Source organism: Pseudomonas sp. 8AS, assembly GCF_902506505.1.
Taxonomy (GTDB): domain Bacteria; phylum Pseudomonadota; class Gammaproteobacteria; order Pseudomonadales; family Pseudomonadaceae; genus Aquipseudomonas.
The window spans coordinates 1,203,027-1,215,877 of record NZ_LR733406.1 but is presented as its reverse complement, the minus strand read 5'-3'; the positions used below and the strand labels follow the sequence as shown (position 1 = coordinate 1,215,877).

The window sequence follows — 12,851 nt, the reverse complement described above, 5'->3', positions numbered from 1 at the left end:
ATGGGGCGGCTTCCGGTCGCCGGGCCGTTCAGCTGGGCAGCGCCTGGCCCGCCTCGGCGTAGGCCTGCACCCGGTTGCGCCCGCCGCCCTTGGCCTGGTACAGCGCCTGGTCGGCCAGTGACAGCAGGCGCGTCAGGTCATACCCGGCCTGCAGGCTGCTCGCCACGCCGATGCTCACGCTCTGCGGGCGCTGGGCCGGTGCCGCGGCGGCGAACGCGAGGCGGATGCGCTCGGCCAGGGCCAGGGCATCGGCCTGGGTGCCCACCAGCAGGCAGGCGAACTCCTCGCCGCCGATGCGGCCGAACACATCGCTCTTGCGCAACTGCAGCGCCACCCCGGCGCTGAACTGCTGCAGCACGAGGTCGCCTGCCGAATGGCCGTAGCGATCGTTGATCGCCTTGAAGTGGTCGAGGTCGCACAGCAGCAGGGCCACCGGCTGGTGCTGCTCGGCGCACAGGCGCAGCAGGCGCTCGCCGGCGCTGAGAAAGGCGCGGCGGTTGCCGATGCCGGTCAGCGGGTCGGAATAGGCAGCCGCCCGGTACTGCTGCTCGGCCCGTTCCTTGACCATGGACAGCAAGAGGAAAGCAATGCCCACCGCATACAGCATGCTCTCGACCAACAGCATGGCGAAGAGCGGGCTGGGCGCGGCACCCGCAGCACTTGATGGCGCGGGATCGACCAGCATGCGTATCAGGTAAAACAGGCTGTGGGCGCCCATCAGCAGCAATGCGGGCAGGCTGGACACGCCCAGCACATGGCGGCTGCGCCACAGCTCAGTCATGGACGCCAGCATGTACAGGGTCATCAACAGGGTATAGGCGAGCAGCCGCCAGCGGATTTCGCCATAGAACGCCGGCCACAGGCACAGCAGCAGCCACAGCAGGGAGCCCAGGAACATCCAGGGCCAGGCCGTGGCACGACCGCAGAAGGCGCGCACCGCCGCCCAGTTCATCGCCACGCAGAACTGCAGAACCATGTTGCCGAGGATAATCGACAGCCAGTCCAGCCCCATCCCGCGCAGCGAGTTCAGCACCAGCCCGACCGCGGCCAGCAGCAACATGCCACCGCCCCACAGCAGGGTGCGTTCATGGCGGCCGCGCCACCAGCTGAACAGCATCAGCAGGCCGCAGAGAATGACCACGCTGGCATTGGCCAGCAGCAGGGTGGGAATGTGCAACTGCAACATGGGGAAAGGCTCTGCTCCCTGAGCGCCGGACTCGGCGGTAGTGCTACTTAGCCAGCACTGTAGCAAAAGACCTGAACACTCGGTCAGCACGACCGCTGCTCCGCCGCCTAGGCTTCCTCGCCACGGCTGACCAGGTGCTGCTGCAGCGCGGCGAACAGCACTCCGCACAGCGCGCCGAACAGGTGGTACTCGAAAGACACGCCCTGGCTCGGCAACAGGCCGAACCACCAGCCGCCGTAGTAGAACAGCACCAGCACGGCGACCAGCAGATTGCCCAGGCTGCGCTGGAACCAGGCCTGGGCCAGCAGCAGGCCCCACAGGCCGAACAGCCAGCCGCTGGCGCCCAGATGCAGGCCCGGGCGGGCGAACAGCCAGACCAGCAGGCCGCTGCCGAGGATGATGAAGGCGCTGGCGGCGAACAAGCGGCGCAACGAGCCCAGGCTGACCAGCCAGCCCAGCACCAGCAGCCCCGGCAGGTTGTTCAGCAGGTGCAGCCAGCCGGCATGCAGCCAGGGCGCGGCGAGGATGCCGAGCAGGCTGGCCGGATCGCGCGGCAGCACGCCCCAGGCATTCAGGGCATTGCCGCTGAGGCTGTTGACCAGCTGCAGCGCCAGCATCAGGGCGGCGATGCCGAGCAGCACCTGCAGGCGCGGGACTATCCAGGCTTTCACGTTCCGTTGTGCTCCATGGACCGGGCTATCTGTGCGTGCGCCGGCGATTTAAGCGCACAATGCCGGCGCACAACAGCCTCGTCATCCGCCCCGCGCTCCCCAGCCAGCCCGCAATGGCATAGGCTTATGTGCTGCCCTTCTGCCCCGGAGCCGCCATGATCCCCAGCAAACCCCTCGCCGGCCTGAAAGTGGTCGAACTCGGCACCCTGATCGCCGGCCCCTTCGCCTCGCGCATCTGCGCCGAGTTCGGCGCCGAGGTGGTCAAGGTCGAGTCGCCGGATGGCGGCGATCCGCTGCGCAAGTGGCGCAAGCTGTACGAGGGCACCTCGCTGTGGTGGTTCGTGCAGGCACGCAACAAGCAGTCGATCACCCTCAACCTCAAGCATGAGGCCGGCCGCGAGGTGCTGAAGAAGCTGCTGGGCGAAGCCGACATCCTGATCGAGAACTTCCGCCCCGGCGTGCTGGAAAAGCTCGGCCTCGGCTGGGACGTGCTGCATGCACTGAACCCCAAGCTGGTGATGGTGCGCCTGTCCGGCTTTGGCCAGAGCGGGCCGATGCAGGACCAGCCGGGCTTTGGCGCGGTGGGCGAGTCGATGGGCGGGCTGCGCTACATCACCGGCTTCGAGGACCGTCCGCCGGTACGCACCGGCATCAGCATCGGCGACTCGATCGCCGCGCTGTGGGGGGTGATCGGCGCCTTGATGGCGCTGCGCCATCGCGAGGTCAACGGCGGCACCGGCCAGGTGGTGGACGTGGCGCTGTACGAGGCGATCTTCGCCATGATGGAGTCGATGGTGCCGGAGTTCGACGTGTTCGGCTTCATCCGCGAACGTACCGGCAACATCATGCCCGGCATCACGCCCTCCTCCATCCATACCTGTGGCGACGGCAAACATATCCAGATCGGCGCCAACGGCGATGCGATCTTCCAGCGCTTTATGCGCGCCATCGACCGCGATGACCTAGCCGACGACCCAACGCTCGCCGACAACGCCGGCCGCGATGCGCGGCGCGACGAGCTGTACGGGGTGATCGACCGCTGGGCAGCCAGCCTGCCTCTGAGCGAAGTGGAAGCCACCCTGGTGCGCGCCGAAGTGCCGGCCAGCCGCATCTACTCCGCCGAGGACATGTTCAGGGACCCGCAATTCCTCGCCCGCGAGATGTTCCTCTCGGCCAAGCTGCCGGACGGCAAGCCGTTCAAGATGCCCGGCATAGTGCCCAAGCTCTCCGACACGCCGGGCGGCGTGGAGTGGACCGGCCCGGCGCTGGGCGAGCACAACGAGCAGGTGCTGGGCCGCCTCGGCTATAGCGCCGGGCAGATCGCCCAACTGCGCCGCGACAAGGCCATCTGAGTCAGGGCGGCAGGAGCCGCCCGGCTATTTGAAATAGCGCTCGCGGACCGCCGCCACGCTGGCCTCGCGCAGCAGGCCGATAAACAGCTGCTCCACGTCGCTCAGCAGCTGGTTTTCCGGGGTGACCAGGTAGACCTCGTTGACCGGCAGTTCGTCGTAAGGCGGCAGCTGGAACAGCAGCTTCTGCGCCACGAAGGGCTTGGCCCCCTCCACGGTCAGGGCGCCGAAGCCGAGGCCGGCGAGGATCAGGCGGCGCACCTCTTCCTCGTTGGGCGACACCGCCACCAGGCGCCCCCAGAACTGCTGTGCGGTGCGCACCGAGTTGACCGCACTGAGGCCTTCGCCGGGCTGGTCGCTCTCGAAGGAGACATAGGCCAGGCCGCGCAGGTCCGCGGCGGTCAGGTCCGGGCGGCCGAACAGCGGGTGGCGTGGGCCACAGTAGAAGGCCATCTGCTCGTAGCCGAGCAGGTCGAAGTGCAGGCCGGTCTGGGCGGTTTTCTTGTTGCTGATGCCGATGTGCAGGTCACCCCTAGCCACCGCGTCGACTATATCGGCGCTGGGCTGGCAGCTGAGGCTGATCAGCACATTGGGATAGAGGCGGTGAAACTCCGCCAGGCTGTCGTCGAAGGGCTGGCAGCTGACATGGCTGGCGATCTGGATAGACAGCTCGCCGAGCACCGCGCCGGCCTCGCCGGCATACTGCTCGGCCATCTTGCCGATGATGCTGCCGGCCGAGGAAATGTATTCGTAGACCCGCAAGCCCTGCTCGGTCAGGGAGAACAGGCCCTTCTTGCGCTGGATCAGGCGCATGCCCAGGTGTTCTTCCAGACGTTTGAGGGCATTGCTGACGCTGGGCTGGCTGAGCGACAGCTTGCGCGCCGCGCCGGTGATGCTGCTTTCCTCGACTATCACCAGGAAGGTGTACAGCAGGTTCCAGTCCAGATTGCGCAACAGGCGCTCGCGGGGCGACAGCATGATCGACAGTTCTCCCAGGCAGGCCGTCATGGTGGCGGCTCCTGGCAGACCTTAGCACTGTCATCCTCCCGAGGGGCAGCACAAGGCTGCCCCTGAGGCGACACGCCGTTGCGCTCAGTCGACATCGTGGGCCAGCAGGTCGGCATATTCGCCACGGCGACGGATCAGCCGGCTGCCCTGGCGCAGATCGACCAGCGCGGCGGCCGCGGCCTGGCGGCCGCAGTACTGGCTCATCATTTCCAGCGCGTAGGCGCCGACATCCAGCAGCGCGATCACATCGCCCTGGGCCGTGGCCGCCGGCAGCTCGCGCAGGTTGGGCTGGTGCACCAACACCTGCTCCAGCACCGCGCGATGCTGGGCCAGAGCCGGCTGCTCGGCGATCAGCTCGGCCACCGCGCCCTCGCCCTCGATGTCGTAGTAGGTGTCGCTGCTGTCGCACAGCGGGCCGGCCATGCGGAACAGCGCCGTGTCGCGGTCATCGCTGCGCGAGGCGTTGAGCATGTGGAAGTACCAGCCGTTGTACAGGTCGAACAGCACGCTGTAGCCGGCATCCAGGTAGAACACCGGGGTCTGGCGCGCCTTGTGCGCCTCGATGCGGGTCAGCAGGATGGCGGTGTCGCTGACCATGCTGCGCCCCGGCTCGACGATGATCTCGATGCCCTGCCCCAGCGCCTGGCTGATCGGGCGGATCAGCTGCTCGGCCAGGCGGGCGAAGTCGATGTCGGTGCGGTAGTTGTCGCGGTAGTGCGGCGCCACCGTGGCGAAGTTTTCCTCGGCGCTGCTGTAGTTCTTGGCGAAGCCGCCGCCCAGGTTCACATGCTCCAGGGCATAGGGCAGGCGCTCGCTCACCTCGCGCACGTAGTCGATGAGGAAGGCCGCCTCGGCCTGGTACACCGCGATGTCGGTGATCTGGGTGCCGATATGGGCATGCACGCCGACCATCTTCACCGCCTGCGGCTGGGCGAGAATGCGCTCGATGGCCTCGGCCTGCTCGTCGGCGGTCATGCCGAACTTGGAGCTGGAGGTGCCGGTCTGCCAGCCGGCAGCGGCGCCGCCACGAATCTCCGGGATGATGCGCAGGGCCACGCGGGCCTGACGGCCCAGCTCGGCGGCCACAGTGATGATGCGGTCGAGTTCGGACAGCGAGTCGACGTTGATCGAGCCGATGCCCGCCTCGATCACCTCGCGCAGCTCCTGCACCTGCTTGGCCACGCCGTTGAACACCATCTCGCCCGGGGCGAAACCGGCCACGCAGGCCTTGTGGAACTCGCCGCCGGAGTTGACCTCCAGGGCCAGGCCGCAGTCCTTGAACACCTTGAGCACGGCCAGGTTCGCGCAGGCCTTGCTGGCGAAGCAGACGCGGGTATTGGCGTGCTCGCGGCGGAAGTTGTCGAGGATGTCGCGGGCATTCTGGCGCAGGCGCGCCTCGGAATAGACGTAGAGCGGCGAGCCATAGCGCTCGACCAGTTCGACGGCGCTGACGCCATCGATCAGCAGCTGGTTGTCGGCGCTGGTCAGGTGCGCGGCGCGTTTCCACGGGTGCAGGGAGACGACTGAAGTCATGTCGGTACTCTTTCAGTAAAAATTGGCAGTAGGAAAAAGGGAAATCAGTGCTGGGTGGCCAGCAGGCGCCGCAGATTGGCCGACTGCGGGTCGCCGAACAGCTGCTCGGGCGTGCCCTGCTCCTCGATGCGGCCCTGGTGCAGGTAGACCACGCGCGAGGACACCTCGCGGGCGAAGCGCATCTCGTGGGTGACCATGATCATGGTGCGGCCCTCCTCGCCCAGCTCGCGGATCACCTTGAGCACCTCGCCGACCAGCTCGGGGTCGAGCGCCGAGGTGGGCTCGTCGAACAGCATCACCTCCGGGTCCATGGCCAGGGCGCGGGCGATGGCCACGCGCTGCTTCTGCCCGCCGGACAGGCACTCGGGGTAGACGTGGCACTTCTCCAGCATGCCGACCCGCGCCAGCAGGCTGCGCGCCTTGGCCTCCACCTCCTCGCGCGGGCGGCCGAGGACGATGCAGGGGCCCATCATCACGTTCTCCAGCACGCTCATGTGCGGCCACAGGTTGAACGACTGGAACACCATGCCCAGACGCGTGCGCACCCGCTCGATCTGCCGCTGGAAGCGCTTGGAGCGGTTGCCGCGCGAGTCGGCGGCCAGCTCCAGTTCCTCGCCGTGCACCCGCAGGGTGCCGCTGTCGGGGAACTCCAGCAGGTTCATGCAGCGCAGGAAGGTGCTCTTGCCCGAGCCGCTGGAGCCGATGATGCTGATCACCTCGTGCTTGTGGGCGGTCAGCGACACGCCCTTGAGCACCTCGGTGCCGTCGTAGGACTTGTGCAGGTTCTCCACCTCCAGGGCGGCCTGCGGATGGTGCATGGTGGTCATGGGGCCACTCCTGTGGAAAGGCGGTTGAACAGGCCGCGACGCTTGCCCGGCTGGGCGCTGCGGCAGTGCAGATGACGGGTCAGGCAGCGCTCCAGGCGCCGCCAGAGCAGCACGAAAATCGTGGTCATCAGCAGGTAGAGCACGGCGGCCCAGAAGTACACGGACAGGTCGAAGGTCTGCGAGAAGGCGCGGCGGGTCTGGCCCATCACGTCCAGCACGGTGATCACGCTGACCACCGCGCTGCCCTTGAGCAGCAGGATCAGCTCGTTGCCCAGCGCCGGGAACGCGATGCGGTAGGCGTTGGGCAGGATGATCCGGCGGTACAGCTCAAACTTGCGCAGACCCAGAGCGATGCCTGCCTCGATCTGCCCGCTGGGTACCGCACGCAGCCCGCCGCGCAGGATTTCCACCTGGTAGGCGGTGGAATTGAGCACGAAGGTCAGCAAGGCGCAGTAGTACGGGTCGCGGAAGAACCACCACAACCCCGCCTCGGTCAGCGGCACGCGGAACTGCCCGGAGCCGTAATAGACCAGGAACAGCTGGGCCAGCAGCGGCGTACCGCGGAAGAACGACACGTACAGGCGCACCGGCCAGCGCCAGACCACGCTCGGGCTGCGCCGCAGCAACGCCAGCGGCAGCGACAGGCAGCACGCCAGCACGGACGCGATCAGGGTGATCTGCAGGGTCAGCCCGGCGCCGGACAGCAGCTGCCCGGAAAAACGTTCGAGTATGTCGATCATGCTGCGCGCCCCTCGCGTTCGAAGCCCCGGTTGGCGCGCTGCTCCAGGCGGGCCAGGCCCCACTCGCAGAGCAGGCAGATGGCCCAGTAGACCAGGCACACCACGGCGAAGAACAGGAAGGGTTTCTTGGTCACCCCCACCGCCACGTTGGCCATGCGCATCAGGTCGTTCAGCGCGATCACCGACACCAGCGCGGTGTCCTTGATCAGGCTGACCCACAGGTTGCCCAGCCCCGGCAGCGCCAGGCGCAACAGCTGCGGCAGCTCGATCAGGCGGAAGATGGTCAGCCGGCGCACGCCGATGGCCTGGGCGGCCTCCAGCTGGCCGCGATCCAGCGCCTGCCAGGCGCCGCGCCAGACCTCGCTGGAGTAGCCGGCGAACACCAGGCCCAGGGCGATCACCCCGGCCAGGAAGGGACTCAGCTCGACGGGCGCCGCCCCCGGACTGAACCACTTGAGCAGGCTGTTAATCCCAAGGCCCACGCCGTGGTAGATGATGAACAGGGTCAGCAATTCCGGCAGACCGCGGATGGTGGTGCTGAAGCCGACCGACAGGCCGCGCCACAGCGTCCGCCGGCACAGGCCGAGTGCCGCCACGGCCAGCCCCAGGGCCAGGCCGACCGGCAGGCTGGCCGCCGCCAGCGCCAGGGTCACCCCCAGGCCGCGCAGCAACTCGTCGCCCCAGCCGCCGCCGGTGAAACTCAGGTAGGAGAGCCACTCCATAGAACAGCCTCTTCTCGATCAGAAGTAAGAAAAATGCGAGCCCAGCCGCCCACCGGCGAACCCGCTAGGGCTCGCCGGTGGGTGACCGTGGATCACTTCTGCAGGGTCAGCAGGTTGACCGAGAAGTACTTGTCGTTGATGGTCTTGTAGGTGCCGTCGGCGATGATCGCCGCCAGCGCCTGGTTGAGCTGGTCGCGCAGGGCGGCATCTTCCTTGCGCAGGGCGATGCCGACACCCTCGCCCACGTACTTGGCCTCGCTGATGGGCGCGCCGGCCAGCCTGCAGCAGGCGCCGTCCTCGCTCTTGCCCGTCCACTCCAGCATCGGAATCATGTCGCCGACCTGGGCGTCCAGGCGGCCGGAGACCAGGTCCAGATTGACCGCGTCCTGGGTCGGGTACAGGCGCACGTCGGAGTCCGGGAACATGGCCGAGAGGTAGTCGCCCTGGGTGGTGGAACCCTGTGCACCGATGGTCTTGCCGGCCAGGCCCTTGGGCGAGAAGTCCTTGAGGTCGGAATCCTTGGGCACCACGAAGCTCATGGCCGACTTCTGGTAGGGGTTGGTGAAGGCGACCTTCTGCTTGCGCTCCTCGGTGATGAACATGGAGGCGATGATCAGGTCGTACTTGTCGGCCAGCAGCGCCGGGATGATGCCATCCCAGTCCTGGGCGACGAACTCGCAGTCGGCCTTCATCTGGGCACACAGGGCACGGCCGATCTCGATGTCGAAACCGCCCAGCTGGCCATCGGCGGTGAAGAAGTTGAAGGGTGGGTAGGCGCCTTCGGTGGCGATACGCAGGGTCGGCCCTTCGGCGGCCTGGGCGGCAGCGAACGGCAGGGCACCGAGGCTGGCACAGAACAGCAGGGAGCGGAGAGTCTTATTCATCTTGTTTTCCTCTGGAATCGGGGTTCGCTGTGAAACTGGCCGTCAGCCGCAAGCCACTTCACATCGCACTGGATGACCACCCGGTCACCGCCGCGCCCCAAGAATCCGCCCGCCCCAGGCATTTATCAAATGCATATTTATTATGTTATGCATACTCCACGGCTATGCATGAACCTGCAAAACACGCGGCCCCTGACGGCACAGCGGTTCGCCGTCTTCGGCCTGAGCGCCGCGATGCCCGCGCCTTCCCGCCCGCGCCAACTTGCGGCACACTCGCTGCGCACCATTGCCCGGGCGCAGCAGACAGGAGCCCGCGCATAACCGATCCCCCGCCGCCTCCCCGCGCAACACAGCCCCGCGAGTCCGCCATGCCTACCGAAACCTGGGAACTGCTGTCCTACATCGTCACCGTAGTGGCCCTGCCCTTCGCCATCGCGGTGTTCATTTTCGAGCAGCGCAAGGAGCGCGAGAACGAGGAGGAAGCCACCTGGCAGCAGATCTCCGATGCCTACATCGACTTCCTCGAAGTGGTGCTGAACAACCCCGACCTGCGCCTGCGCAGCCAGCGCGCCACCTGCGACCTCAGCGACGAGCAGCGCGAACGCATGTGGGTGATCTTCGACATGCTCATCTCGCTGTTCGAACGCGCCTACCTGCTGGTCTACGAAGACAACATGGACAAGAAGAAGCTGCGCCGCTGGCACTCCTGGGAGGACTACATGCGCGAATGGAGCCGCCGCGAAGACTTCCGCCAGCGCCTGCCGGAACTGCTGCGCGGCGAGGACGAGGGCTTCGCCCGCTACATCCAGCGCCTGGCCGCGGAAGAAGCCGCCCAGGCCTGATGCCGCAGGGCTCGGCACGGGCTATCCGGTGCGCACGGCGCACCCTACGGAGGCCTGCAGCGCCGATATGAGCCCGTAAAAGGGCCAGTGACTGCCTCTCAGGACTTGGCCCAGCGCCCGGCCGCAGCCTGGTCGCTGCAGCGCCCTTCCACCCAGCGCGGGCCTTCCGCGGTGTCTTCCTTCTTCCAGAACGGCGCGCGGGTCTTGAGGTAGTCCATGATGAAGTTGCAGGCGTCGAAGGCCGCCTGGCGGTGGGCGCTGGCGGTGCCGACGAAGACGATCGGCTCGCCCGGCGGCAGCTGGCCGACGCGGTGAACGAGCGCCACCCGCAACAGCGGCCAGCGCTGCTCGGCTTCCTCGACGATCTTGGCCAAGGCCTTCTCGGTCATGCCCGGGTAGTGTTCGAGGAACATGCCGCGCACGTCCTGGCCGTCATTGAAGTCGCGCACATAGCCGACGAAGCCGACCACCGCACCGATGCCCAGCTGGGCGGCGTGCAGGGCGTTCAGCTCGGCGCCGGGATCGAAGGCTGCAGATTCGACGCGAACGCTCATCACACTAGCCCCCGGTTACTGTGGGGAAGAACGCCACTTCATCGCCATCGGCCAGCTCGCTGTCCAGGCTGCACAGTTCCTGATTGCGCGCACACATCAGGTTCTGTTCGGCCAGCACCTGCCATACCCCGCCACGGCTGAGCAGGTGCTGGCGCAGCTGCTCGAGGCTGCTCAGTGCGGCGGGCTGCAACTGCTCGCCATCGATGCCCAGCACCTCGCGGTAACGGGCGAAATACTGCACGCGGATCATGCCTGCTCCTCCGCCACGAAGTGGCCGCTCTTGCCGCCCAGCTTCTCCAGCAGGCGGATGGATTCGATGACCATGCCGCGGTCCACCGCCTTGCACATGTCATAGATAGTCAACGCGGCGACACTGGCGGCGGTCAGCGCCTCCATCTCCACCCCGGTCTGCCCGGCCAGCTTGCAGCGCGCCTGGATGCGCACGCAGTCCTCGCCGCAGGCCTCTAGTTCGACCTTGACGCTGGTCAGCAGCAGCGGATGGCACAGGGGAATCAGGTCGGAGGTCTTCTTCGCCGCCTGGATGCCGGCGATGCGCGCCACGGCGAACACGTCGCCTTTCGGATGGCCGCCGGCCACGATCATCTGCAGGGTGGAGGGCAGCATGCGCACGCGGGCTTCGGCCACGGCCTCGCGGGAAGTCGCGGCCTTGTCGGTGACATCCACCATGTTGGCGCGGCCTTGGGAATCGAGATGGGTCAGCACGGTCTTGCTCCGGAATAGATACGGCCATTGTAACGCCGCCGCCAGCCGAAGCGCGCTTCCCCTCCCCCGAATGGGAGAGGGGAATACCGCGTGATTTACATGTGGGTTTCCGCGTACTCGGCCAGCAGCGAACGCGGCACGCCCTGCAGGGTGATGTGCACGCCGTGCTCGAAGTCCTTGAAGCGCTCGGTGAGGTAGGTCAGGCCCGAACTGGTGGCGGACAGGTAAGGCGTGTCGATCTGCGCCAGGTTGCCCAGGCAGATCACCTTGGAGCCGCTGCCGGCGCGGGTGATGATTGTCTTCATCTGGTGCGGCGTGAGGTTCTGGCACTCGTCGATCAGGATCAGGCTGTGCTGGAAACTGCGCCCGCGGATGTAGTTGAGCGATTTGAACTGCAGCGGCACCTTCTGCAGGATGTAGTCGACGCTGCCGTGGGTGCTCTCGTCGTCCATGTGCAGCGCTTCCAGGTTGTCGGTGATGGCGCCCAGCCAGGGCTCCATCTTCTCGGCTTCGGTGCCGGGCAGGAAGCCGATGTCCTCGTCCAGACCCTGCACGCTGCGGGTGGCGATGATCCTCCGGTAGCGCTTGCTGACCATGGTCTGTTCGATGGCCGCGGCCAGGGCCAGGATGGTCTTGCCCGAGCCGGCGGCACCGGACAGGTTGACCAGGTGGATGTCCGGATCGAGCAGGGCGAACAGTGCCAGCGACTGGTAGATGTCGCGGGGTTTGAGGCCCCAGGCTTCCTGGTGCAGCAGCGGCTCCTGGTGCAGGTCGAGGATGGTCAGGGTGCGCCCCTCGATGCCCTTGACCCAGCCGACGAAACCCTGCTCGTCGATGATGAACTCGTTGATGTGCACGGCCGGCAGGTTGTCGGTGAGCTGCACCTGGTGCCAGGTGCGGCCGTGGCCCTGGCGAGTCTCGACCTTGTTCACCCGGTCCCAGAACGAGCCCGTCATGGTGTGGTAGCCACGCGACAGCAGGTTGACGTCGTCGACCAGCTGGTCGGTGTGGTAGTCCTCCGAAGAGATGCCACAGGCTCGCGCCTTCAGGCGCATGTTGATGTCTTTGGTCACCAGCACCACGCGCACGCCCGGATTGCGGCTGCGCAGGTCGACCAGCTGGTTGATGATCTTGTTGTCGTTGAGGTCTTCCGGCAGCCAGGTCAGCGGCTCGGCGCGCTTGCTCATGAGGATCGACAGGCTGCCGCAGGGCCCGCTCTTGCCACGCTGGATGGGTACGCCTTTTTCCACTTCCTCCGGGCTGGCCTCGCCCAGCACCTGGTCGATCAGGCGGATCGCCTGGCGGCATTCGGCGGCGACCGAGTGCTTGCCGGCCTTGAGCTTGTCCAGTTCCTCGAGCACGGTCATGGGGATGGTGACGTGGTGTTCCTGGAAGTTCAGCAGCGCGTTGGGATCGTGGATCAGGACGTTGGTGTCGAGGACGTAGAGGGTGGGCTGGGTGGAACGGCTGTGTCCGTGATCATCCATACTCGGTCACCTTATCTGCGGGCCATGCGGAGCCGGCAAAGCGCTCCGACGAAGGGCCGCCGACCTCCCGGGCGAAGCCGGGAACGTGCGAGCAAAGGTGATGGCCGATGGCCGCCACCTGTGCTGCAGGGTTCGGCGGTCTGTCTTCGTTAATACTCCATTCGGGATGACAGAAAAAAGAACTTTTTCATCGTGGACAGACTTTTTTATCGGCTCGACGAATAACCCTTGGCGTACCCGAAAGCCGCCGTTAAAGTCGGAAGTCATGCCCCTCGGCGAGCCCGCTCCACCCCGCTCGCCAAGCCCCCGCGACACACCCCGAACA

General features: G+C 66.6%; 14 protein-coding genes. 2 read left to right on the top strand and 12 right to left on the bottom strand.

Going from position 1 to position 12,851, the window contains the following annotated elements; genetic code table 11:
- Nucleotides 1–28 precede the first annotated feature (28 nt).
- Nucleotides 29–1,186: a diguanylate cyclase gene (locus tag GV001_RS05665; protein ID WP_160078666.1), complete on the bottom strand. Its 1,158-nt coding sequence runs from the start codon at nt 1,184–1,186 to the stop codon at nt 29–31.
- Nucleotides 1,187–1,293: 107 nt separating this feature from the next.
- Nucleotides 1,294–1,857: a rhomboid family intramembrane serine protease gene (locus GV001_RS05660; protein ID WP_372238510.1), complete on the bottom strand. Its 564-nt coding sequence runs from the start codon at nt 1,855–1,857 to the stop codon at nt 1,294–1,296.
- Between the two features lie 155 nt (nt 1,858–2,012).
- Here GV001_RS05660 and GV001_RS05655 point away from each other — a divergent pair, with 155 nt between their 5' ends.
- Nucleotides 2,013–3,209, top strand: a complete 1,197-nt coding sequence (locus GV001_RS05655; protein ID WP_160078665.1) for a CaiB/BaiF CoA-transferase family protein — start codon at nt 2,013–2,015, stop codon at nt 3,207–3,209.
- Nucleotides 3,210–3,233: 24 nt separating this feature from the next.
- Here GV001_RS05655 and GV001_RS05650 read toward each other — a convergent pair whose 3' ends face one another.
- The 6 genes from GV001_RS05650 to GV001_RS05625 all read right to left on the bottom strand — a co-directional run bounded on the left by GV001_RS05650 (nt 3,234) and on the right by GV001_RS05625 (nt 8,920).
- Nucleotides 3,234–4,214: a LysR family transcriptional regulator gene (locus GV001_RS05650; RefSeq protein ID WP_218582991.1), complete on the bottom strand. Its 981-nt coding sequence runs from the start codon at nt 4,212–4,214 to the stop codon at nt 3,234–3,236.
- A gap of 84 nt (nt 4,215–4,298) precedes the next feature.
- Complete coding sequence (gene lysA / locus GV001_RS05645; RefSeq protein ID WP_160078664.1) at nt 4,299–5,747, bottom strand: diaminopimelate decarboxylase; 1,449 nt, start codon at nt 5,745–5,747, stop codon at nt 4,299–4,301.
- 44 nt (nt 5,748–5,791) lie between these two features.
- Nucleotides 5,792–6,565 carry an ATP-binding cassette domain-containing protein gene (locus GV001_RS05640; protein WP_160083196.1) on the bottom strand — a complete coding sequence of 258 codons (774 nt, stop codon included), beginning with the start codon at nt 6,563–6,565 and terminating at the stop codon, nt 5,792–5,794.
- Between the two features lie 5 nt (nt 6,566–6,570).
- Complete coding sequence (locus tag GV001_RS05635; RefSeq protein WP_160078663.1) at nt 6,571–7,314, bottom strand: ABC transporter permease; 744 nt, start codon at nt 7,312–7,314, stop codon at nt 6,571–6,573.
- Entirely contained in the window at nt 7,311–8,036 is a 726-nt protein-coding gene (locus tag GV001_RS05630) for an ABC transporter permease (RefSeq protein WP_160078662.1), read from the bottom strand. Before GV001_RS05630 ends, GV001_RS05635 begins: the two co-directional genes overlap by 4 nt.
- 92 nt (nt 8,037–8,128) lie before the next feature.
- Entirely contained in the window at nt 8,129–8,920 is a 792-nt protein-coding gene (locus GV001_RS05625) for an ABC transporter substrate-binding protein (RefSeq protein WP_160078661.1), read from the bottom strand.
- A gap of 368 nt (nt 8,921–9,288) precedes the next feature.
- Here GV001_RS05625 and GV001_RS05620 point away from each other — a divergent pair, with 368 nt between their 5' ends.
- Nucleotides 9,289–9,762, top strand: coding sequence for a hypothetical protein (locus GV001_RS05620; RefSeq protein WP_160078660.1), 474 nt, complete (start codon nt 9,289–9,291; stop codon nt 9,760–9,762).
- A gap of 98 nt (nt 9,763–9,860) precedes the next feature.
- On the opposite strand, the gene moaE is transcribed toward GV001_RS05620, so the two are convergent.
- The 4 genes from moaE to GV001_RS05600 form a co-directional block, all read right to left on the bottom strand.
- Nucleotides 9,861–10,316: a molybdopterin synthase catalytic subunit MoaE gene (moaE, locus tag GV001_RS05615; protein WP_160078659.1), complete on the bottom strand. Its 456-nt coding sequence runs from the start codon at nt 10,314–10,316 to the stop codon at nt 9,861–9,863.
- Nucleotides 10,317–10,320: 4 nt separating this feature from the next.
- Nucleotides 10,321–10,566 (bottom strand): MoaD/ThiS family protein, encoded by a 246-nt coding sequence (locus GV001_RS05610; RefSeq protein ID WP_160078658.1) that lies wholly within the window; start codon nt 10,564–10,566, stop codon nt 10,321–10,323.
- Nucleotides 10,563–11,039 (bottom strand): cyclic pyranopterin monophosphate synthase MoaC, encoded by a 477-nt coding sequence (gene moaC, locus GV001_RS05605; protein WP_160078657.1) that lies wholly within the window; start codon nt 11,037–11,039, stop codon nt 10,563–10,565. The genes GV001_RS05610 and moaC overlap by 4 nt, the downstream gene beginning before the upstream one ends.
- Before the next feature lie 95 nt (nt 11,040–11,134).
- The gene (locus tag GV001_RS05600) at nt 11,135–12,526 is read right to left on the bottom strand and encodes a PhoH family protein (RefSeq protein ID WP_160078656.1); all 1,392 of its coding nucleotides are present in this window, start codon (nt 12,524–12,526) and stop codon (nt 11,135–11,137) included.
- Nucleotides 12,527–12,851 lie beyond the last annotated feature (325 nt).

Bases quoted from the DNA above. Each gene is read 5' to 3' on its own strand.
- GV001_RS05665 (WP_160078666.1), bottom strand. From the start codon at position 1,186: ATGTTGCAGTTGCACATTCCCACCCTGCTGCTGGCCAATGCCAGCGTG.
- GV001_RS05655 (WP_160078665.1), top strand. From the start codon at position 2,013: ATGATCCCCAGCAAACCCCTCGCCGGCCTGAAAGTGGTCGAACTCGGC.
- GV001_RS05650 (WP_218582991.1), bottom strand. From the start codon at position 4,214: ATGACGGCCTGCCTGGGAGAACTGTCGATCATGCTGTCGCCCCGCGAG.
- lysA (WP_160078664.1), bottom strand. From the start codon at position 5,747: ATGACTTCAGTCGTCTCCCTGCACCCGTGGAAACGCGCCGCGCACCTG.
- GV001_RS05640 (WP_160083196.1), bottom strand. From the start codon at position 6,565: ATGCACCATCCGCAGGCCGCCCTGGAGGTGGAGAACCTGCACAAGTCC.
- GV001_RS05635 (WP_160078663.1), bottom strand. From the start codon at position 7,314: ATGATCGACATACTCGAACGTTTTTCCGGGCAGCTGCTGTCCGGCGCC.
- GV001_RS05630 (WP_160078662.1), bottom strand. From the start codon at position 8,036: ATGGAGTGGCTCTCCTACCTGAGTTTCACCGGCGGCGGCTGGGGCGAC.
- GV001_RS05625 (WP_160078661.1), bottom strand. From the start codon at position 8,920: ATGAATAAGACTCTCCGCTCCCTGCTGTTCTGTGCCAGCCTCGGTGCC.
- GV001_RS05620 (WP_160078660.1), top strand. From the start codon at position 9,289: ATGCCTACCGAAACCTGGGAACTGCTGTCCTACATCGTCACCGTAGTG.
- moaE (WP_160078659.1), bottom strand. From the start codon at position 10,316: ATGAGCGTTCGCGTCGAATCTGCAGCCTTCGATCCCGGCGCCGAGCTG.
- GV001_RS05610 (WP_160078658.1), bottom strand. From the start codon at position 10,566: ATGATCCGCGTGCAGTATTTCGCCCGTTACCGCGAGGTGCTGGGCATC.
- GV001_RS05600 (WP_160078656.1), bottom strand. From the start codon at position 12,526: ATGGATGATCACGGACACAGCCGTTCCACCCAGCCCACCCTCTACGTC.